The sequence below is a fragment of the Allobosea sp. CS1GBMeth4 genome (assembly GCF_900185715.1).
Taxonomy (GTDB): domain Bacteria; phylum Pseudomonadota; class Alphaproteobacteria; order Rhizobiales; family Beijerinckiaceae; genus Allobosea.
Genome location: NZ_FYAS01000028.1, coordinates 15,680 through 36,244, shown reverse-complemented (window position 1 = coordinate 36,244; position 20,565 = coordinate 15,680). Strand labels below are relative to the sequence as shown.

Below are 20,565 nucleotides of genomic sequence, written 5' to 3'. Positions count from 1 at the left end.
CGGTCTTCCCCGGCTTCGCCATGTCTTCGCCTGTCGGCTCGTCATTTGCCTCGGCCATCCGCTAATCGCGTTCAGGGAGTCCCCATGTCCGAAGATCTCCGCATCTCGCCCGATCAGATCATCGAGCGCTATCTCTCGATGGAGCTGGTCCGCGTCACCGAGCGCGCCGCCGTCTCCGCCGCGCGCTGGCGCGGCCACGGCAACGAGAAGGCGGCCGACCAGGCGGCGGTCGACGCGATGCGGCGCGAGCTCAACCGTCTGCCGATCGACGGCGAGATCGTCATCGGCGAGGGCGAGCGCGACGAGGCGCCGATGCTCTTCATCGGCGAGAAGGTCGGCCTCGGAACCGGCCCCAAGGTCCATATCGCCGTCGATCCGCTCGAGGGCACGACGCTCTGCGCCAAGGACATGCCCGGCTCGATCGCGGTGATGGCGATGGCTGGCGCCGGCCAGCTGCTCTACGCGCCTGACGTCTACATGGACAAGATCGCGATCGGCCCGGGCTATCCGCAGGGCGTCATCGATCTCGACGCCAGCCCGGCCGACAACGTCAACGCGCTCGCCCGCGCCAAGGGCGTCAAGCCGCATGAGATCTCGACGCTGATCATGGACCGGCCCCGCCATGCCAAGCTGATCGAGGAGGTCCGCAAGACCGGCGCCTCGATCCGCCTGATCACCGATGGCGACGTCGCCGGCGTGATCTTCTGCACCGAGCCGGAGAAGACCGGCATCGACCTCTATCTCGGCATCGGCGGCGCGCCGGAGGGCGTGCTCGCGGCGGCGGCGCTGCGCTGCGTCGGCGGCCAGATGCAGGGCCGCCTGATCCTCGACACCGAGGAGAAGCGCAAGCGCGCCGCGACCATGGGCGTCAAGGATCCCAACCACAAATACGACATGGCCGAGATGGCCTCGGGCGATGTCATCGTCAGCGCCACCGGCGTCACCGATGGCGGCATGCTTTCGGGCGTGCGCTTCGGGCCCGAGGTGATCGAGACCGAGACGATCGTCTATCGCTCGATCACCGGCACGGTGCGCCGCATCTATGGCGAGCACCGCGAATTCGCCAAGTTCAAGCTCGACTGACAGCGGCGCCGCCTGCCGGCGGCGCGTTCAGCGCGCCGTCATCACCGCGCGGGTGAAGCCCGGCTCGACGAAGGTCAGGCTGCCATCGGGCAGGCCGAGGATGCGGTCGATGGCGATGCCCTGGAACTGCAGGCGCCGGTCGAGCGCCTCGATCGCGGCGTCCTCCTCGGCGGTGCCGAGGGCGGCGAAGGTGCGCGCGACGGCGTCATAGGTGCTCGCGCCGAGATGCAGCACGATCTCGGCGGCGGCCTCGGGATCGGGCACGGAGAAGGTCCCTTCCGCCTTGCCCTGGGCGATGATCCTGGTGAGGACGGGCCGCATCACCGTGATCGAGGCGGCGTTGATCCGGTGGTAGAGCAGCAGGTTCTCCGGCCGGAAGACGACGTCGAAGGCCGCCCGGAACCTGGGTGCATCGGCCAGCTTCATGCTGCGTGAGCGCGCCAGGAAGCCGTTCAGCCGCTCCAGCGCGCCGAGCGCGGGATCGTCCAGGACGTCGCGGACGCGGGCGACGGCATCCTGCGCCAGCCGCGCGGTGATCGCCTCGAGCAGATCCTCCTTCGCCGTGAAATGGTGGTAGAAGCCGCCCTTGGAGATGCCGACCCTGGCGATCACGTCGTTGATGGTCGTGCGCTCGTAGCCACGCTCGAAGAACAGCGCCTGGGCGCCGTCGATGATCTCGGTCCTGCGATCCTGCGGGGGCTTCACGATGCGGGGCATGCACTTGCTCTGCTTGACGACCGACCGTCGGTCTGTAAAATGACCGACCGTCGGTCTCTGGCAATTCTGCGCGAGAGACCCTGCCGGCGCAACGTCTTCCGATCGGGATCGTCCCGGGTCGGGCCGCCGGCGCGACGCCTCCGATGGGGGATGCCGTGAAATTCGCCCGCCTTCTCCTCGCCGCCGCGGCCGTGCTCGTCGCCGGCGGCGCCTTCTGGTTCCTGACGAAGCCGGCGGCGGTCGTCACCGTCTCTCCCGGGCGCGGCGATGCGGCCGAGGTGGTCTATGCCACGGGCACGACCGAGCCGCGCAACTGGGCCAAGGTGACGGCGCTGGTGCGCGAGCGCATCGTCGAGCGCTGCGATTGCGAGGGCCGGCGGGTCGAGCAAGGCCAGATCCTGGCCCGGCTCGACAGCGCCCAGGCCGAGGCGACGCTCGCCGAGCTCAGGGCGCGCCAGAAGCTCGCCACCGCGGAGCACGACCGGCTCGCGGTCCTGGTCGAGCGCAATGTGATGAGCCAGCAGGCGCTCGACCGGGCCCGCAGCGAGATGGGGCAGGCCTCGGCGCTGATCGCCGGCCAGACCGCGCGTCTCGAGAACCATGTCCTCCGCGCCCCGATGCGCGGCACGGTGCTGCGCCGCGACGGCGAGATCGGCGAGATCGCCGAGCCCGGCGCCGTGTTGTTCTGGATCGGCGAGGCCAGGCCGCTGCGCATCGTCGCCGAGGTCAACGAGGAGGACATCCCGCAGGTCGAGCCCGGGCAGCGCGCCCTGATCCGGGCCGATGCCTTCCCGGGAAGGCCACTGGAGGGAACCGTCGAGAGCATCACCCCGAAAGGCGATCCGGTCGCCAAGACCTATCGCGTCTATGTCGCCCTGCCGGACGACACGCCGCTGCTGATCGGCATGACCGTCGAGCTCAACATCATCACGCGCGTGGCCCGCAACGCCTTGCTGCTGCCGGTCGCAGCCGTGCAGGGCAATGCCGTCTATGTCGCCGAGGGCGATCGCGCCCGCCGCCGCGAGCTCGCGATCGGCATTCGCGGCACCGGCGACATCGAGGTCCTGTCGGGCCTGCCGGAGCAGGCTCGCGTCATCGTGCCCTTTCCGGACAAGCTCGCCGACGGCGCCCGGATCAAGGTGCAGGGAGGCTGAGCCTTGCGGCTGATCCTCGCTCTGGCCCTGACGCATATCCGCGGACGCGGCCGGCAGACGCTGGTCGCGATCGCCGGCGTCGCGCTCGGCGTCGGCTTCTCCATCGCCATGGCGTCGCTGATGCAGGGCGGCGAGGATGATTTCGTGGCGCGGCTCGTCGACACCATGCCGCATGTCGACATCACCGACGACTATCGCACGGCGCGGCGCCAGCCGGCGCAGGACGCCTTCGCCGCGGTGCGGATCGCCGGGCTGCGGCCGAAGGAGGACCGGCGCGGCATCCTCAACCCGACGGAGGCGACCGCCATGCTCAGGGCCTGGGTGCCCGGCCGGCTCGCGGTCAGCCTGAAGACGCAAGGGGTGGTGCGCTATTCCGGGCGCGATGTCGGCATCGCCGTCATCGGCATCGAGCCACAGGCGGAGATGGGCGTCTCCTCGCTCGCCAAGGACTTCCGCCATGGCAGCTTCACCTCGCTGATCGCCGGCGGCAACAACATCGTGGTCGGCGACCGGCTGGCGCAGCGCCTCGGCGCCGAGCTCGGCACCACCGTCACCATGGTCTCCGCCACCGGCCAGAACCGCGCCTTCAAGATCGTCGGCCTGTTCCACACCGGCACGACGGCGCGCGACGAGGGCGAGGGCTATGTCCTGCTCAAGAACGCGCAGATCCTGAGCGAGCGCCCGAACGCGATCAACGAGATCAGGCTGAAGCTCGGTGATCCCGGCGCCGCGCCGCAGGTGGCGCGCCGGGCCGAGGCGCAGCTCGGCTACAAGGCGACGGCCTGGCAGGAGGCGAACGAGTCGCTGCTCGAGGCGCTCGTGATCCGCAACGTCATCATGTACACCGTCGTCGGCGCGATCCTGCTCGTCGCCGGCTTCGGCATCTTCAACATCATCTCGACCATCACCCACGAAAAGGCGCGCGACATCGCCATCCTGAAGTCGCTCGGCTTCACCGGGGCCGACATGCGCCGCCTCTTCCTCCTGGAAGGGCTGGCGCTCGGCGCCGGCGGCTCGCTGGTCGGCTGGGCGATCGGCTTCGGCCTGTGCCTCGCCCTGTCCCTGGTCCGGTTCGAATTGTCGGGCGCCGGCGTCGCCCAGGAGATCACCCGCCTGCCGCTGGCCTGGAGCATCTGGCACTATCTCGTCGCCGCCGGCTTCGCGCTGGTCTCGGCCGGCGTCGCCGGCTACCTGCCGGCGCGGCAGGCGGCGCGGCTCAACCCGGTCGACATCATCCGGGGCGCGACATGAGCGCGCTGCTCGAAACGAAGGGGCTGACCCGCGTCCTCCCGGCCGCCGTGCCGGTGACGCTGGTCGAGGACGTCACGCTGGCGATCGGCGCGGGCGAGTTCGTCGCGATCACCGGCCCCTCCGGCTCGGGCAAGTCCTCGCTGCTCTATCTGCTCGGCCTGCTCGACGAGCCGACCGGCGGCAGGCTCGCCATCGCCGGCCGGGACACGGCCGGGCTCGGCGAGCGCGAGCGCGCGGCGATCCGGCTGGCGACGCTCGGCTTCGTCTTCCAGTTCCATTTCCTGCTGCCGGAGTTCACGGTGCGCGAGAATGTCGAGATCCCGATGCGCCGCCTCGGCCGCCTCGACGGCGCCGCCAGGCGCGAGCGCTCCACCGAACTTCTCAGCGCCCTCGGCCTCGCCGACCATCTCGACAAGCGGCCTGACCAGCTCTCGGGCGGCCAGCGCCAGCGCGTCGCCGTCGCCCGCGCGCTCGCCAACGATCCGCCGCTGATCCTCGCCGACGAGCCGACCGGCAGCCTCGACAGCCGGAATTCCGAGCAGGTCTTTTCCATCCTCGACGCGCTGGTGCGCGAGCGCGGCAAGACGGTCGTCGCCGTCACCCACGACACCGACATGGCCGCCAGGGCGAGCCGCCGCATCCATCTGGTCGACGGCCGCCTGGCCGAGCCTTGAGCGCCTCCGGTCAGTCCTGCGCTTCCGGCTCGCTTCTGCGCCGGAAGCCCGTCGCCAGCACGTAGAGCTCGGAGGAATCGGCCCGGCTCGCCGCAGGCTTGATGTTGCGGACCTGCGTGAAGTCACGCTTGAGCTGCGCCAGCAGCCCGGCGGTGTCGCCGCCCTGGAACAGCTTGGCCAGGAAGAAGCCGCCCGGCGCCAATACGTCGTTGGCGAACTCCACCGCGGCTTCCGCGAGGCCGATGATCCGCAGATGGTCGGTCTTCTTGTGGCCGGTGGTGTTGGCGGCCATGTCGGACATCACGCCGTCGGCCTTGCCGCCGAGCTTCTCCATCAGCAGGGCAGGGGCTTCCTCGGCCATGAAATCGAGCTGGATCAGCTCGACATGCGGGATCGGGTCCACCGGCAGGAGATCGATGCCGACGATCCGGCCCTTGCCCTTGTCGAGCCCGATCTTGGCCCCCGCGACCTGGCACCAGCCGCCCGGCGCGCAGCCGAGATCGACGAGTTTCTGGCCCGGCTTCAGGAATTTGTAGCGCTCGTCCATCTCGGCGAGCTTGAAGGCGGCGCGCGAGCGATAGCCCATCTCGCGCGCCCGCTTGACATAGGGATCGTTGAGCTGGCGCTCGAGCCAGAGCTGCGAGGAGTGGCTGCGCTTGGCGGGCTTCTTGACCTTGACGCGCAGGTCGCGCGCGCCGCCGCCGCCGGATTTCGTCGTCGTCATTGTCGCCGGCGCCACCAGGCGCGATCCTCGTGCATCATCTTGAGCAGAATGCCTTCGCGCAGCCCGCGATCGGCGATGCGCACCTTCGGGCTCGGGAAGGCGCGCCTGATCGCCTCGAAGATGGCGCAGCCGGCGAGCACCAGATCGGCCCGCTCGCGGCCGATGCAGGCATTGGCCTGGCGCTGGGCATAGTCCATCGCGACGAGTTCGTCGATGACGCTGCAGATGTCGCGCTCGTGCATCCACAGCCCGTCGACCTGGCGCCGGTCATAGCGCGGCAGGCGCAGATGGATGCCGGCGACGGTGGTCACCGTGCCGGAGGTGCCGAGCAGGTGGAAATTGGGAGCGGCCCGCGCCGCCGCCGCCCTCTGCGCAAAAGGCCGCAACGCCTCGCCGCAATCGGCGACCATGCGTTCGAACTTCTCGCGCCCGACCTCGACGCCGCCATAGCGTTCCGCCACCGAGACCACGCCGATCGGCAGCGAGGCCCATTCGCGGATGCGCTGGGCCGGGTCGCGCCCGGCCTCGCGCCCGGCGAGCCAGACGATCTCGGTCGAGCCGCCGCCGATGTCGAAGACGATCACCGCGCCGGCCTCCGGCGCCGCCAGGGCGGCGCAGCCGGTCACCGCGAGCGAGGCCTCGGTCCTCTGGTCGACGATCTCGAGCGCGAGCCTCGCCTCCTCGCCGACGCGGCGGACGAAGTCGAGCCCGTTGGTCGCGGCCCGGCAGGCCTCGGTGGTGATCAGGCGCGCACGGGTCACGCCGCGATGGTCCATCTTGCTCTTGCAGACCTTCAGCGCCTCGACGGCGCGGTCCATCGCGTCCTCGCAGAGTCGGCCGCTGCTGCCGAGCCCTTCGCCGAGCCGCACGATGCGGGAGAAGGCGTCGACGACGCGAAAGCCGTGCTGCGCCGGCCGCGCGATCAGCAGGCGGCAATTGTTGGTGCCGAGATCGAGCGCGGCATAGGTGGCGGGAGGTTGCCGCTGCTGCGGCGCCGGAGCGAACCGAACCGCTGCCGGCGGCACGGACCGCTCGCCCGGTAGGGGGACCGCCGCCACGACGGGGCGGTCGGATTCCTGGCGGTCTTCGACCGTCACTTGCCAACCCTTCGCCGGCCGTGCCGCCGTGGCGACCGCCGGAGTCCAGCACGAGGCTGGAACGTTTCCATTCGAAGGGCAGCGTAACAACAGCATGGCGCGCCTGCCAAGCGGAACCTGTGGCGGAAACGCGGCGACGTGCGCCCGCGCTTGCCTGCGCCCGGCCTTCGCGGCAAAGCTCGGCGCCGGCCGGCCACGAAGCCGGGCAGCGAGCAAGGGGAGAAACGGCATGGCGGCGCGGCGCATGATCCTGGCGATCGACCAGGGCACCACATCCTCGCGCGCCATCCTGTTCGACGAGAACCTGCAGCCGGTCGCCACTGCCCAGCAGGAATTCCCGCAGCACTATCCCGCCTCCGGCTGGGTCGAGCACGAGGCGGAGGATCTCTGGGACAGCACGCTCTCGGTCTGCCGGCAGGCGCTGGCGCGGGCAGAGGCGCGGGCGGGGGAGGTCGCCGCGATCGGCATCACCAACCAGCGCGAGACCACCCTGGTCTGGGATCGCCGCACCGGGCAGGCGATCCACCGCGCCATCGTCTGGCAGGACCGGCGCACCGCTGAGCGCTGCACCGCGCTGGAGGCCGAGGGCCATGGCAGATTGGTGACCGAACGCACCGGCCTGCGCATCGATCCCTATTTCTCCGGCACCAAGATCGCCTGGATCCTCGACCATGTTCCCGGCGCGCGCGAGCGGGCCCGGCGCGGCGAGCTCGCCTTCGGCACTGTCGACAGCTTCCTGCTCTGGCGTCTGACCGGCGGGCGCGTCCACGCCACCGACGCGACCAATGCCTCGCGCACCCTGCTGTTCGACATCCACAAGGGGCAATGGGACGAGGACCTGCTGGCGCTGCTCGACATTCCCGCCGCGATGCTGCCGCAGGTGCGCGACTGCGCCGCCCATTTCGGCGACAGCGAGCCGGGGCTGCTCGGCGGCGCGATCGCGATTCGCGGCATCGCCGGCGACCAGCAGGCGGCGACCGTCGGCCAGGCCTGCTTCGAGCCCGGCATGCTGAAATCGACCTATGGCACCGGCTGCTTCGCCCTGCTCAACACCGGCACCCGGGCGGTCGCCTCGCGGAGCCGCCTGCTCTCGACCATCGCCTACCAGCTCGGGGGCGTGCGCCATTACGCGCTGGAAGGCTCGATCTTCATCGCCGGCGCCGCGGTGCAATGGCTGCGCGACGGCCTCGGCATCATCGAGAAGGCCTCCGACAGCGGCCCGCTCGCCGCCAATGCCGATCCGGGCCAGCAGGTCTATCTGGTGCCGGCCTTCACCGGCCTCGGCGCGCCGCATTGGGACGCCAAGGCCCGCGGCGCCATGTTCGGGCTCACCCGCAACACCGGCCCGCGCGAATTCGCCCGCGCCGCGCTCGATTCGGTCTGCTTCCAGACGCTCGACCTGCTCGAGGCGATGCGCTCCGACTGGCCGGAGGCGGAGGGGGCGCAGACGGTGCTGCGCGTCGATGGCGGCATGGTCGCCTCCGACTGGACGATGCAGCGCCTCGCCGACATCCTCGCCGCCCCGGTCGACCGGCCGCAGGTGCTGGAGACTACCGCCCTGGGAGCCGCCTATCTCGCCGGCCTCGATGCCGGGCTCCTGCCCGAGCCGGCCCGCTTCGCCGATCGCTGGCGGCTGGAGCGGCGATTCTCGCCCCGACTCGCCGAGGAGGCCCGCCGCAGCCTCGTCGCCGGCTGGCGCGACGCGGTCAGGCGCACGCTCAGCGGCGGCTGACGGTTTGCCGCGCCGACGCCCGCGCCGCATCGCGTCGGCGCTCATGCCGGAGCGTCCCGCGAGGCGCCGCGAACGCCTTGCATGTCGAAATCGTCACAGAAGGCTTGCAACCGGGCGCGAGGTTGTTTAGATCGCGCCCATCCGACGCGTCGCACCACAACGCGCCCGTTGGGGGATCGTCTAACGGTAGGACCCCAGACTCTGACTCTGGTTGTCTAGGTTCGAATCCTAGTCCCCCAGCCACTTTTCCTGAAGTAGCTGATTTCAAAGCGCTTCTTCTGCCCTCTCCGGGCCGGCAAAGCGATTTGCCCGCCCGGTTGCTACAAAGGGCACCGCTTTGGCGCGTCATCTCCGCAACCTCGTCCAGCGCAATCGGATCTTCCACTTCCGCCGTGTGATCCCGCTCGACCTCCGCCCGCGCTTCCGGCGCCGCGAGGTCACCTGCTCGCTGCGGACTTCCGAATTGCATCTCGCCGGGATCAGGGCGCGGGAGTTATATCTGGCGGCAGAATCGCTCCTCGAGGAAAGCCGCCGCGATCCCATGCTCTCGGACGACCAGCTCGCGGCAATCGTGCAGGACTATTACAATTACGTCCTCGAAGGAGAGGGGCGGTTTCGGCTTCAGACTGGCCCAATGCCGCCCGAGACGCGCGCGATGCGCGCAAAGTTCTTTCACGAGCTCGCCGCAGATACCAGGAATGCTCTCGGTGCCAACGACCTCTTCAGCGTTGGCCTTACGACTGAGGCGATGTTGCGGAAACATGGGCTCGCCGGCAAGGTCGATAAGGCCGAGCGTGCGCAAGTGGCCCAAGCTCTGATGAGAGGCGGGATTGATCTCGCGGAGGCGGTTCGGGCTCGCTATGAGGGCGATTTCAGTTTCGAGCCGCGCGACAAGCTGCTCACCCGCAAGATCGAGGCTTTGTTCACACAGCCGGCCGCAGGTGACGCTGCCCCCAGTTTTGTTCAGCGCTGAGTTCGTTTCTGGCGGTTATGAAGTGCTCCGCGTGGCAGACGCTAAGATTGCGCCAATGATGGCAATGATGGCAGAGCCGCCGAGAAGAGCCCATCCGCCTGCCGCCACAAGCGGTCCAGCCGCCGCCGTGCCGACGGCTCCGGCCACATAGTAGAGCAGCAGATAGACGTAATTCAGCACGCCCGAGCGGCCGGGATCGAGTCGGATGATATCGGCTTGGTTCGCGACCTGCGCGGCGAAGCACCCGGCATCAAAGACCGCGAGCGCCGGCGCGAAAAAGAGCGGCTGGCCGAGCGTCATGAGGAGTACGAGTGCTGATGCGGCGGCGGCCGCAAGGCCGGCAATCTTGATCCGCCGCGCGCCGAACCTGTCCGCCAGCTGTCCGGCTGCGGGTGTGACGAAAAGGCCCAAGAGTCCTGCAATGCTGTAGAGCCCGATCGCATCGGCGCTCAGAGACCATGGCGGCTGCGCCAATGAGAGCGCGAGCCCCACCCATATAGCGTTGAAGGCAAAGAACCAGAGCATACCGGCTGCCGCCGACAAGCGGAGCTGCGGATACTGGGCCAAAAGTCCCGGCATCGTACGTAAGGTGAAGAAATAGTTCCAAGCCGCATGTGGCTGGCGGTCCGGCAATCGCCGCGCCATTGTCAGAGCGGCGATGCAACAGGCACCGGCGAAGCACAGCAGCATGGCCCGCCACCCGACCCATGTCGTCAGCAGGCCGCCTACGAACCTGGACAAGAGAATTCCCGCCGATATACCCGCGGAGACAAGACCCATCTGCCTCCCTCGATCGGCCGCTCCTGCGAACTTGCCGACAATGGCATTCGCCTGCGCCGCGACCGTGGTCGTTGCGCCGACGAGAACGAGACAGACAAGCAGAAGCCCCGCGCTCGGCACCGCCGAGGCGGCCGTGAGCGCTGCGGCCAATGCGATGAGTTGGCCCGGGATCAGTCGATGCGGGTTCACGTGGTCGGCCAGCGGCACGAGCAGCGCCAGACCCACGAGATATCCGAGCATCACGCCGGCAACCGTCAGGCTGATCGCACTTGGCGTGGCGCCCAGGTCCTGCGCGATCGCGCCGAGGCTCGGCTGGATCGCATAGTTGTTTGCGATCGCTCCGCCGGCTGTGATCGCCAGCAGGACGACCACGCCGGCCGAAAGCGGCTTCTCGCAACGGTCGGATGCATTCGTCACGCCGCCCTCCGCACAGCGATGGCCTCGACCTCCACGAGGATCGTGTCCTCCACGAACGGTAGCGCATGCACCAGCGAAAACGCCGGACGAATCGCGTTGTATGCTTCACCATGGGCGCGCGCCGCGTCCTGCCAATGCTCGAAATCGGCGACCACAAGCCGGCTCTGCACGACGTCGGCCATGGCGAAACCATTGTCCGTCAAAACCTTTTCGATCGTGGCGAGAGCGTCCTTGGTCTGCGCGTAGACGTCGGGACCCTGGCCTGCCGTCCCCGAGATGTAGATCGTGTCGTCCACGATGACGGCCCGCGAATAGCCGACTTTCGGCTCCCACGCGGAGCCAGTGCTGATGAGGGTGCGCATGAATGATCTCTTATACTACTGCGGTAGTTGTTGTCATTCGTGCCGCCTACCACCATAGTAGTCAATAACGTCAAGCCCCCTTTTCAGAGAGGCCGCCGTGCGTATCGATGCGGTCGGTCTGAGTGCCATGGCCGTCGATCCTGAACTGATCAACACCCTCACCCGCCTTGGGTTTTCGCAATATGAGGCGCAGGCATATATTGCGCTGGTCGGTCAGGGTGCGCTGACCGGCGCCGAGGTCAGCCGTGGTGCGGGCGTGCCTCCGTCGAAGATTTACGAGACGCTTGCCCGGCTGGAGACCAAGGGCGCGGTTCTGGTCAACCGTTCCGAACCGGTGCGCTACAGCGCGGTGCCGCATGCCGACCTGCTGGCCGTGGCGCGTTCACGCTTCGAGGCCGATGTCTTTACCGCCAAGGAGAAGCTCGACCGCCTGCCCGTCCAGGAGGAGCCAGGCCTCGTCTGGTCGCTGCGCAGCCGACAGGCGATCGTGCAGGCCTTCGCACGCGTCACAACCGAAGCCAAGCGCGGCATCTTTGCCGGCGTCTGGGACGAGGAAATGGACGACATCGGTCCGCTGCTTGAGCAAGCGGCGGCGCGGGGCGTCGATACCCACGTGGCAATCTATGGCAAACGGGCCCTTATCGGACCGCAAACATACGATCTCTCCGAATGCGGTGCCAGCGCGCGCCTGCGCCTTTCCGGACGCCGGCTCGCCGTGGTCGTGGCAGATGACAGCGAGACTGTCGTCGCCGAATTCGGCTACCGCACGCCCGATCAGGCTGTTCTGACGACCAATCCTGTGACGAGCCTCCTCGCGGTCGAATACATCAAAGCCGATGTTAGCGGCCGCCTGCTCATCAACGCGATGTCGAGGAGCGAGTATCAGCGGCTTCTGGCGACGCCGGAAATGCGGGCAATTTTGAGCCCAGCCGCAGGCTGACGGCGCCTCTTCGCGCGCCGAGGCCGTTAGGTTGAACTGCCCCTGTAAGGACGCGAGGGGAACAGCCGCCTATCCCGAAACGTCCATTTCAGCTCAGCCTCCAAGACGCAATCCACCCTGGCTGACAATTAATCTGCCAACCATAGAGCTGTTCGTGGTGCCTGTCGGCATGGTGGCATACATACTAGGCACTGCCGCGAGCGGACCGAGATCTCGGGATCGTCGGTCGAGGCCTTTCCGCACATCGGACTCGCTCCGGAATAGTGCAAGATCATCGAGCACAGGAACTCGGCATTGCCTACGCCTGGCTACACATCCCGGCAAAGCTGCCGAGGAAGACGATCACAGCGCCGATCCCGATGATCTGGCTCAGCCGTCGGGACGGAAACATCGTGCGTCGCGATCATACTGTACATGACCAGGTACGTGGCGACGAAATCGCATGCCAGCTCGGCGCCCAACCGGAGATAGCTGCTGCCGTTCGCCTGCATTTTGATCATGGTTCATCGGGAGCCCATCCACGCCGATACCGGATGTGGAAGGGACGTGGCCGCGTCCGGGTTCTTCCTGGCTGAAACAATTTGTAACAAAGCGACAAATAGCAGGATTTATAAGCAATAACAATGTCTTAACGGACATAAACCGCGCCGGCCGGCCTCGTGGCAATTGATCCTGGTCAAAGTGAACCCGCGTCTTAGGACTACCGTTCTGGATGCCGGTCCTGGAGCTCGGCAACGGAGGAGGAGCATGGCCATGGCCAACATCACCTTCCAGACCGCGCAAGCCGCCCTGCCGGCACCGTCGCCGCACCTGTCCGTTCGAGCATCTGGGGCGACCCTCGCCGCCTTCGCGGTGATCTCGTTCCTGCTCTGCATGCTGCTCGGCCTGGCGGCCCCGGATTGGGGACTGCATCGGCCATGGTTGCAGTTCTATCTCGGGCTGACCGGGTTCGACCTGCGCAGCCTCGCGCTCGGCATCGTTCAGAGCATTGCCTTCGGAAGCTATGCGGGAACGGCGATCGCCCTCCTGTTCAATTTCTTCAATCGCCGGTTTGGCTGAGAGCGGGCGGAGAGCGGCAGGGGACAATGCGCGGGATTCGGCATAGGGCTCCGTGGTCAAGGGCAGTGCTGGGTCTGCTGGCTGCGCTGGCCTTGCTCTTCGGGCCGATGGCCGGGGCGCAGGCCTTACCGTGCCATGATCCAGTTGGACATCGGCGCGCCGCCGCTGTGCTGGAACTGTCCTTCCCGATCGTGGACCATCGGGATCAGAAGGAGGCAGGCGCCATCGTCGATCACGAGCGCTGCTGCGATGCATCCTGCGCCGTCTGCCCTGCCGTGACGGCGAGGGAGGGCACTGCCATCCTCCAGCGCGCCCCGGTTGGCTCGCGCTTTGGATGGAGCGATCAGACCGGCAGCGACATCGTCCTCCCGCCCAAGCTCGATCCTCCCCGTCTCCCGGCCTGAAGGCGCCGAAGCGGCGCCACCGGTTGCGCCCGCCCCGCAGGGGGGCGGGCCCTGAGCGATTTGTCGGCAGCGCCGACAGGGAAACGAGGAACGATATCTATGGATCGTCGTGATTTTCTTCACGGCCTGATGGCCGGCGCCGCGGCGTATGGCGCATCCGCCTTGCACTCCGCCGCGGCGCTCGCCGGGTCGGGCCCGGCGGCATCATCGGGCGCGGCCGCCACGGCGCCGCTGCGTCTGGCCGCCCATCATCGCAGCATCGAGGTGAAGGGCAGGTCCGCGCGCGTCTTCGGGCTCGGACCATCCACCGGCGCGCCGGGGCTGACGCTCGATGCCGGCGGCCGTCTCGACGTGGTGCTCGCGAACGAGCTCGATGCGCCGACCCTCATCCACTGGCACGGCCTGACACCGCCCTGGGCGCAGGACGGCGTGCCCGGCAAACCGGCGGCGCTGCTCCAGCCGGGCGAGACCCGCCGCTACGGCTTTCCCGCAGGGGTCGGCGGCACCCATTGGATGCACGCCCACACGCTTCAGGAGCAGAACCTGCTGGCCGCTCCCCTGATCGTCCGGACAGCGGCGGACCGGCAGCGGGACGAGCAGGAGGTGGTGATCCTGCTGCACGACTTCTCCTTCACGCCGGCCGAGGAGATCCTCGCCCGGCTCCAGCGGAGTCATTCCGGCGGGCACGGGCCGGCCACGACCTCCACCGCCCATGAGTCGGCTCATGGCGCGACGGCGGGAAGGGCAGCCGGCGCGGCGGGACATGCCATGCACGGCACTCCGGCTCAGGCCGCCATGGACCTCAACGACATCGACTATGACGCCTATCTCGCCAACGACCGGACGCTCGACGACCCGCAGGTGGTCCCGGTCGAGAAGGGCGCCCGGGTACGCCTGCGTATCATCAACGGCGCGACAGCGACGGCCTTCACGATCGATTGCGGCGCGCTGTCCGGAGAACTGATCGCCGTCGACGGCCGGGAGGTCCAGCCGGTCTCCGGCCATTCCTTCCCGCTCTCGATGGGGCAGCGCCTGGATATCCGGCTGACTCTGCCGAAGGCGGGCGGGAGCCATCCGATCCTGGCGCTGAGGGAGGGGGCGCTCGAACGGACCGGCATCATCCTGGCGAGCGCCGGCGCGCCGGTCCGCCGGATTGCCGCCGAGGGCGAGATCAAGGGGCCGGTCGTCGGGCTCGATCTGGAGCAGCGCCTGCGTGCGCTGGCGCCGCCGCCGCCGCGCTCGGCCGATCGCCGCTTCACGCTGACGCTGACCGGGACCATGGCCGGGTATCACTGGGGCATCGAGGGCGGCGACGCGATGAAGGTCGGGCGCGGCGAACGGGTCGAGATCGCGCTGATCAACATGTCGATGATGGCGCATCCGATGCACCTGCACGGGCATCATTTCCAGGTGACCGCCGTCAACGACGCGCCGATCGCCGGGGCCGTTCGGGACACCGTGCTGGTGCCGCCGATGGCCCGCGTGAGAATTGCCTTCGATGCGGACAATCCCGGACGCTGGCCGCTCCACTGCCATCATCTCTACCACATGGCGGCCGGCATGATGGCGTTCGTCGATTATGTCTCGTGATGGAGCGGCCGATGAGGCTCCGGCCAGATCTCGCGAAGGGCGGCACCCCGGCGCTCCACCTTCGCCCTGGCGATTTGCTCGACATTCGAACCGAGGGCGGGCGGCATGGGCCGTCTCGCCGAAACCGGAGGACGCCGACCATGACGATGTTCCGCAGACTGACGAGAGCGGGCGCCGCGAGCCTGATCCTGCTCGCGGCCGCTCCGGCATTCGCCGAGGACGCGCATCACCCGCCTGGGACGCAGCCGGCGGCTCCGCAGGCCTCCGCGCCGTCGGCGCAACCGCAGGCGGCCGCCCCAGCCCGCGAAGCGCAGCAGGACGGGGCTGGAGCGGGCGGGATGGGGATGATGGGAGCCGGCTCCGGCGGCATGATGGGCCCGGCGATGGCTCAGATGATGAGCCCGGAGCGGATCGAGGGAAGGATCGCCTTCCTCAAGACCGAACTGCGGATCACCGATGCCCAGCAGCCGCTGTGGAACGCCTTCGCCGACGCGCTGCGCGCCGATGCCCGCACCATGAAGGGCGGCATGCAGGGCATGATGTCGGCCCGTGACGGCATGAAGCGCCCTCTGCCGCAGCGGATCGAGCACCACGAGCGGACGCTGACAGGCCATCTCGACGCCCTGCGCCGGCTGAAGACGGCGCTCGAGCCGCTCTACGCGGCCCTGGACGACACGCAGAAGCGCAGCGCCGACCAGTTGCTCATGCCGGGGATGATGGGCACGATGTGATCGAGGGATCGGACCCACTGCCGTCGGCCTGGACTTCGAGCGCCGTCGGCGGGGGGAGCGGCAGCGCCGGCCTCGTGCGCCCCGCAGGGGCTGATCACGGTGGGGAGTGACGCCGTCGTCTGGAAATCGATGGCGCGCGCTTAGATCACGTTACCTGCCTTTGGACAGAATCGTCCAAAGGCAGGTAACGTGATCGATTCCAATGGTTTAGAGCATGCTTGATGCGAAAAACCGTTGCCACTTGTTCGCAGCATGCTCTAGCGTCCTCGTCGCCATCGGCTTCTTCCTCGTCGCGGCCTTCGTGCTGTTCTGGGAGTATTAGGGGCCATGTGCTCGGCTACCTGCCGCTCCTGCTGCTGCTGGCCTGCCCCCTGATGCACCTTTTCATGCACCATGGGGCAGGCCGCCCTATGGCCATGAAGGGACGTCGGGCGCGGCGACTCGCTCATCCCGGCCGGAGGGAGGCGCGCGATGACCGAAATTTCCACCTACGACCTCTGGGGCCTCGTGATGATCAGGAAAGAGTACATGGGTGTTGGCAAAGGTGATTGATGGATGGGATGTTCATGAAGCGGTAACGAAACGTTCCACCTCTTTGTCGCTGATTGGTGTTAACGGCAGGCCGAAGGCTTCACTCAGTCGCGCAACAAGAGACTGCGCCCACAGTGCGTTCCACACCACACCAGCATGATGATCAGCCAGTTCCGCATTGCTGGGTTCATCGCCCACGGTGTTGGTGACCTGGAGATTCTCGCCGATCGGGACGGCCTTGAACGCTGGAGCCCCATCAGGGCCGCGCGTTCCCCAGTGGTTCCGGAACCAGATATCGAGATCGAAAAAGGCAACGCGCGCGTCGGAGCCAGCAAGCTCGCGCAGTTGCGCGTTGAAGTCATCGAAGGCGGTATGAATGTTGGCGAGGGCACCGGCGGAGCGATATCTCTCATGCGCTGTCGGATCATTCGCCCCGTTGTCCGTCCCCACCACGAGGATGCGGGTGCCTGGGTGGGCGGTATGGATCAAGCGGATCACGGCGGCGATCTGTTGCACGCAATACGTCGCCGCCGCGCGTACCGTCGTCGCCCTTGGATCGCGCGCCTGCTCGTCGAGCACCGCCGACCAGTCATTGTTGCCGATCCGGATCACGACGACGCCGTTGCGCCAGCGTCCGGGATCGTGGTCCATCAGCGCGACGAGCCGCGGGGCCTGCGAATAACGCCGGAACCGACCGCCCATCAAACTCTGGCAAGTAGCGCCCGACACCGCGAAATTATAGAGATAATCCTCCTTTCTCGGCGTGCGGCCGACATGCAGACCGATTGCGTGGCGCAACCAGGCCACTTGGTTCGACTGTCCCCATCGCACCCACGGTCCCAAGTTGAGTTCATTGCCGCGCAGGCGCGCCAACACTTCGGTCCATTGGAAAGTGCGGGTGCGAAATGCTCCACCGCGGTCCGGAGAACCAGGCGGGAAGCTCAGGCTGTCTTGGTAGGAATGGCTCCCGGAATCGCCCAGAACCGCCAGCGCGATCGAGGTCCGCGGCGAATTGTCGGGAGGGGTGCCGCTGTCCCAGAAGGCCAGGCCGGCCAGGACCAAGGCAGCAAGCGCCAGCGCAGCGCCAAGCACCCGCCTCGGCGTCCAGATTTTGGCCGGAAGCAGATCGATCTTCATCGCCATAAACGCCTCCGGCACACGCCTATCGACATCGGAGCGACCGGCGCTCGATGCTCCGGCCGGCCAACTTCAGGCTGTCAGACCATACGCTCGATTTCGGCGTAGGCGCCGCTCGTCTTCAGCCGGCTCTCGACGCCGTTGCCGTGGCGATACGCGCGCAAGCCGACAATGCTCCCGAGCCGCACCGGGCCGTCAACGATAGACGAAGGTGCGCAGGACCCGCGAGATGAGACGGCGGTCAGATGCCGGCTCCGGCCTGGAGCTCGTCCTCGATCTGCCCGTAGACGCCGCGCCAGTAGAGCAGGGCTCCCTCGGCCGTGGCGTGGCGGATCGCCTTGATGCGCCCGATCAGGATCGTGTGGGAGTGCCGCTCCAGCGCTTCCTCCGTCTCGCAATCGATGACCGCCAGGGCGCCGTCGAGCGTCGGAGCGCCGGTGACGAGGGGGCCCCAGCTCGCACCAGCGAACCGGGCCTCGCCCTTGATGCCGCCGCGACCGGCGAAGCGATCGGCGATCGGCCGGTGCCGGGCGGCGAGCACGTTGATGCCGAAATGCCCGGCGGCCTCGATGGTCGGCCAGGCGGAGGCCGCACGGTTGACGCAGACGATCACCGTCGGCGGTTCGGCGGAGAGTGCTGTGACGGAGGTCGCCGTCAGGCCCGCCCTGACGCCGCCATGGCTCGCCGTAACGATGCTGACCGCCCCGGCCAGGTTGCGCATGACCGCCTTGAAGGCGTCCGTCGCGATGTCTTTCGCCGCGAGACGGGTGGGCAGGTCGTTCATGTCATTCCTCGGTCGAACTGGGTGCGCTGACACCCCGCCTCGGCGACATTCGGGATGTACCAGAGAAAATCTATCTCAGCGCTCATGAGGCCGATCTATTCGCCTGCCGAGTGAATGGGTGTGGTCACGCGGCGCTGGAAACCGTTAGGCGGCGAGCCCGAGATGGCCGCGCAGCGACGCCTCCTCGTATTCGCGGCGGAAGATGCCACGATCCTGCAGCTCGGGAACGACCTTCGCGACGAACTCGTCGAAGCCGCCCGGCGTCAGATGCGGGGCGAAGACGAAACCATCGGCCGCGTCCTCCTGCACATGCCGGTCGATCTCCTCGGCGATCTGCTGCGGTGTTCCGATGAACTGCTTGCGCTCGGTCACTCGGATGATGAGATCGCGGATGCTCAGTCCTTCGCTCTCGGCCAGGGCGCGCCAGGCCTTGGCGGTTTCGAGCCGGTCGTCATAGCGGTTGGCGTGGCCCTGGGAGAGGTTTGCGCTGACGTCCGGCTCGACCTCCGGCAACGGACCGTCCGGGTCGTAGGCGGAGAGATCGCGGTTCCAGACCTGCTCCAGGAAGGCGATCGCGCCTTTGGGGCTGACCTGCTGGAGCCGGATGGCGCGGTAGCGCGCCTTCGCCTCCTCCGGCGTGTCGCCGAGAACGAAATGGGCGCCCGGCAGGATCTTCAGCGCATCGCGGCTGCGGCCGTAGCGGGTCAGGCGGCCTTTGACGTCGGCATAGAAGGCCTGCCCCTCTTCGAGCGTGCCGTGGCGTGAATAGATCAGATCGGCATGGCTGGCCGCGAGTTCGCGCCCTTCGTCGGAGTCGCCGGCCTGGGCGATCACCGGAGCGCCCTGCGGAAGCGGCGCGGCGTCGGTTGCGCCGGCGATGTCGAAGTGCCGTCCATGAGCCGCGAAGGACCCGCCGGCCCACAGCCTGCGCGCAGCCTCGATGAAGTCCCGGGCGCGCTCGTAGCGCTGGGCGTATGGCAGGTGGTCGCCGCGCCGGAAATTGGCGCCGGTGAAGGCGCCGGGCGACGTCACGACGTTCCAGCCCGCCCGGCCTTCGGAGAGGATGTCGAGCGTGGCGAGCTGGCGCGCGAGCGGATAGGGCTCGTTGAAGGTGGTGGTCAGCGTGCCGATCAGCCCGACATGGCGGGTGACCGAGGCCAGTGCGCTCAGGATCGCCAGGGTGTTGGGACGCCCGGCGACGTCAAGCTCGTGGAAGCGGCCCTTCTGCTCGCGAATCCGCAGGCCCTCGGCGAGAAAGATGAAGTCGAACCGGCCACGCTCCACCGTCTCGGCGAAGCGCCGGAAGGACGAGAAGGCGATCTGGCTGCCGGCCTGCGGGTCGCTCCACACGGTGAAGTTGTTCACGCCCGGAAACTGCGCCCCGAGGATGACCTGTTTCCTGCTCATGGCTTCGCTCTCATGACGTCGACCTCGTCTTCAGGCCGCGGCGGCGTAACGGTTGGGCGCTGCGGGCAGCCCGAGCCGCCGGCGCAACGGCCCTTCGGCGGCGGGCCGCACCAGCCCGGCCGCGCGCAGCGCCGGCACGGTACGGTTCGCGAAGACCTGCGCCTCCTCCGGTGTTCCGGACAGGGCGACGCTGACCGCCCGCGCGCCAGCCTCGGCAGCTTGGCGCAAGGCCGCGAACAGGATGTCGCTCTCGGCGATTTCGGCCACGATCAGCGCCCGCTCCGCGTCGGGTCGCGCCTTGAAGGCGGCGATATGCGCGACGTCCAGCAGGGCGAGATCGGCGCTGGCGGCGGCCCCGTCGCCGGCGCCTGGCGCCCAGCGCGCTGCGACGATCGGCTGACCTTGCGGCGGGCGCGGGGTGATCGACGGGCCGAGAAGCCGGAAGACCTCACCGGCGAAATCGACGTAATGCAGCTTGCCGCCGTCGAGATAGCGCTGTGTGCCGGCGTCGCGGATGACCGCGTCGTCCTCCCAGCTGTCCCAGAGGCGCCGGATGGCATCGATGGCATCGGTGATATCGCGGTCGAGCGCAGCCTCGTTGCCGGCCTCGGCGAAACCATTGAGACGGCCGATCGCCGCAAACGCCGCCGCGTTGCGCGGCCCGCGTAGGCGCTGCGCCAAGAGCCCGGCCCGGCCCTCGCTGACATGGTCGAGCGTCGCAATCGCGGTCGAAACGTGGAAGGGCTCGACGAGGTTGAGCGCCGCGCCGGCGATGAGGCCGATCCGGGGCGCCCGCGGCGCCAGCCAGTTGGCCAGCAGCGCAGCGTCGGGCCCGTCGCCGTCGGGGCGGGCGAAGCCGTCCTCCAGCACGGCGAATTCGGCGACGCCGTCGAGTGCGCCGATCAGGCTCGTCCAGCGCTCGCGCCAGCCGCCGGCGAGGCCGTGGGCGGGGCCGCCCGCGTGGAGTGTCACACCGAGGATGAGCGGTTCGATCGAGGTCATGTCGTCGGTCCGGTAT

Annotated in this window: 19 protein-coding genes, 1 tRNA gene and 1 pseudogene; 12 read left to right on the top strand and 9 right to left on the bottom strand. The window is 68.2% G+C overall.

What is annotated here, in order from left to right:
• Positions 1 to 84: 84 nt before the first annotated feature.
• Positions 85 to 1,083 (top strand): class II fructose-bisphosphatase, encoded by a 999-nt coding sequence (glpX, locus tag CS1GBM4_RS16955; RefSeq protein WP_186419917.1) that lies wholly within the window; start codon positions 85 to 87, stop codon positions 1,081 to 1,083.
• A 27-nt stretch (positions 1,084 to 1,110) separates the two neighbouring features.
• Here the strand turns inward: glpX and CS1GBM4_RS16950 are convergent, their stop codons facing one another.
• A complete protein-coding gene (locus tag CS1GBM4_RS16950) occupies positions 1,111 to 1,800 on the bottom strand; it encodes a TetR/AcrR family transcriptional regulator (RefSeq protein ID WP_186419916.1) in 690 nt (229 codons plus the stop codon).
• Between the two features lie 155 nt (positions 1,801 to 1,955).
• On the opposite strand from CS1GBM4_RS16950, the gene CS1GBM4_RS16945 reads away from it, so the two are divergent.
• Genes CS1GBM4_RS16945 through CS1GBM4_RS16935 form a run of 3 tightly spaced genes read left to right on the top strand, consistent with a single transcriptional unit; the run spans position 1,956 to position 4,879 of the window.
• The gene (locus tag CS1GBM4_RS16945; RefSeq protein WP_244607271.1) at positions 1,956 to 2,954 is read left to right on the top strand and encodes an efflux RND transporter periplasmic adaptor subunit; all 999 of its coding nucleotides are present in this window, start codon (positions 1,956 to 1,958) and stop codon (positions 2,952 to 2,954) included.
• Positions 2,955 to 2,957: 3 nt separating this feature from the next.
• A complete protein-coding gene (locus CS1GBM4_RS16940; protein ID WP_186419914.1) occupies positions 2,958 to 4,205 on the top strand; it encodes an ABC transporter permease in 1,248 nt (415 codons plus the stop codon).
• A complete protein-coding gene (locus CS1GBM4_RS16935) occupies positions 4,202 to 4,879 on the top strand; it encodes an ABC transporter ATP-binding protein (protein WP_186419913.1) in 678 nt (225 codons plus the stop codon). The genes CS1GBM4_RS16940 and CS1GBM4_RS16935 overlap by 4 nt, the downstream gene beginning before the upstream one ends.
• Before the next feature lie 10 nt (positions 4,880 to 4,889).
• On the opposite strand, the gene CS1GBM4_RS16930 is transcribed toward CS1GBM4_RS16935, so the two are convergent.
• Together CS1GBM4_RS16930 and CS1GBM4_RS16925 are read right to left on the bottom strand one after the other, a co-directional pair.
• Positions 4,890 to 5,603, bottom strand: a complete 714-nt coding sequence (locus CS1GBM4_RS16930; RefSeq protein WP_186419943.1) for an RlmE family RNA methyltransferase — start codon at positions 5,601 to 5,603, stop codon at positions 4,890 to 4,892.
• On the bottom strand, positions 5,600 to 6,628 hold the full coding sequence (locus tag CS1GBM4_RS16925; RefSeq protein WP_244607275.1) for a Ppx/GppA phosphatase family protein: 1,029 nt from the start codon (positions 6,626 to 6,628) through the stop codon (positions 5,600 to 5,602). The genes CS1GBM4_RS16930 and CS1GBM4_RS16925 overlap by 4 nt, the downstream gene beginning before the upstream one ends.
• 301 nt (positions 6,629 to 6,929) lie before the next feature.
• Between CS1GBM4_RS16925 and glpK the strand changes: the two genes are divergently transcribed.
• The 3 genes from glpK to CS1GBM4_RS16910 all read left to right on the top strand — a co-directional run bounded on the left by glpK (position 6,930) and on the right by CS1GBM4_RS16910 (position 9,405).
• Positions 6,930 to 8,432 (top strand): glycerol kinase GlpK, encoded by a 1,503-nt coding sequence (gene glpK, locus CS1GBM4_RS16920; RefSeq protein ID WP_186419911.1) that lies wholly within the window; start codon positions 6,930 to 6,932, stop codon positions 8,430 to 8,432.
• 169 nt (positions 8,433 to 8,601) lie between these two features.
• A tRNA-Gln gene (locus tag CS1GBM4_RS16915) sits at positions 8,602 to 8,675 on the top strand.
• Between the two features lie 94 nt (positions 8,676 to 8,769).
• Positions 8,770 to 9,405, top strand: a complete 636-nt coding sequence (locus CS1GBM4_RS16910) for a DUF6538 domain-containing protein (protein ID WP_186419910.1) — start codon at positions 8,770 to 8,772, stop codon at positions 9,403 to 9,405.
• Between the two features lie 15 nt (positions 9,406 to 9,420).
• Here the strand turns inward: CS1GBM4_RS16910 and CS1GBM4_RS16905 are convergent, their stop codons facing one another.
• Both CS1GBM4_RS16905 and CS1GBM4_RS16900 read right to left on the bottom strand, forming a co-directional pair.
• On the bottom strand, positions 9,421 to 10,602 hold the full coding sequence (locus tag CS1GBM4_RS16905) for an MFS transporter (protein WP_210201591.1): 1,182 nt from the start codon (positions 10,600 to 10,602) through the stop codon (positions 9,421 to 9,423).
• A complete protein-coding gene (locus CS1GBM4_RS16900; protein ID WP_186419909.1) occupies positions 10,599 to 10,964 on the bottom strand; it encodes a RidA family protein in 366 nt (121 codons plus the stop codon). Before CS1GBM4_RS16900 ends, CS1GBM4_RS16905 begins: the two co-directional genes overlap by 4 nt.
• Positions 10,965 to 11,061: 97 nt before the next feature.
• On the opposite strand from CS1GBM4_RS16900, the gene CS1GBM4_RS16895 reads away from it, so the two are divergent.
• The 5 genes and pseudogenes from CS1GBM4_RS16895 (at position 11,062) to CS1GBM4_RS16875 (ending at position 16,236) form a co-directional block, all read left to right on the top strand.
• Positions 11,062 to 11,904, top strand: coding sequence for a helix-turn-helix domain-containing protein (locus CS1GBM4_RS16895; protein WP_210201590.1), 843 nt, complete (start codon positions 11,062 to 11,064; stop codon positions 11,902 to 11,904).
• A gap of 753 nt (positions 11,905 to 12,657) precedes the next feature.
• The gene (locus CS1GBM4_RS16890; protein WP_186419908.1) at positions 12,658 to 12,963 is read left to right on the top strand and encodes a hypothetical protein; all 306 of its coding nucleotides are present in this window, start codon (positions 12,658 to 12,660) and stop codon (positions 12,961 to 12,963) included.
• Positions 12,964 to 13,466: 503 nt separating this feature from the next.
• Positions 13,467 to 14,957 carry a multicopper oxidase domain-containing protein gene (locus CS1GBM4_RS16885; RefSeq protein WP_186419907.1) on the top strand — a complete coding sequence of 497 codons (1,491 nt, stop codon included), beginning with the start codon at positions 13,467 to 13,469 and terminating at the stop codon, positions 14,955 to 14,957.
• A gap of 140 nt (positions 14,958 to 15,097) precedes the next feature.
• Positions 15,098 to 15,688 carry a Spy/CpxP family protein refolding chaperone gene (locus CS1GBM4_RS16880; RefSeq protein WP_186419906.1) on the top strand — a complete coding sequence of 197 codons (591 nt, stop codon included), beginning with the start codon at positions 15,098 to 15,100 and terminating at the stop codon, positions 15,686 to 15,688.
• A 214-nt stretch (positions 15,689 to 15,902) separates the two neighbouring features.
• Positions 15,903 to 16,236 (top strand): annotated as a pseudogene (locus CS1GBM4_RS16875) (DUF2933 domain-containing protein).
• A 16-nt stretch (positions 16,237 to 16,252) separates the two neighbouring features.
• On the opposite strand, the gene CS1GBM4_RS16870 reads toward CS1GBM4_RS16875, so the two are convergent.
• From CS1GBM4_RS16870 to CS1GBM4_RS16855, 4 genes are all read right to left on the bottom strand, one after another.
• On the bottom strand, positions 16,253 to 17,362 hold the full coding sequence (locus CS1GBM4_RS16870) for an SGNH/GDSL hydrolase family protein (RefSeq protein ID WP_186419904.1): 1,110 nt from the start codon (positions 17,360 to 17,362) through the stop codon (positions 16,253 to 16,255).
• Between the two features lie 235 nt (positions 17,363 to 17,597).
• Positions 17,598 to 18,140: a flavin reductase family protein gene (locus tag CS1GBM4_RS16865; protein ID WP_186419903.1), complete on the bottom strand. Its 543-nt coding sequence runs from the start codon at positions 18,138 to 18,140 to the stop codon at positions 17,598 to 17,600.
• A gap of 144 nt (positions 18,141 to 18,284) precedes the next feature.
• Complete coding sequence (locus CS1GBM4_RS16860; RefSeq protein ID WP_186419902.1) at positions 18,285 to 19,547, bottom strand: LLM class flavin-dependent oxidoreductase; 1,263 nt, start codon at positions 19,545 to 19,547, stop codon at positions 18,285 to 18,287.
• 30 nt (positions 19,548 to 19,577) lie between these two features.
• A complete protein-coding gene (locus tag CS1GBM4_RS16855; protein ID WP_186419901.1) occupies positions 19,578 to 20,549 on the bottom strand; it encodes an LLM class flavin-dependent oxidoreductase in 972 nt (323 codons plus the stop codon).
• Positions 20,550 to 20,565: the final 16 nt, after the last annotated feature.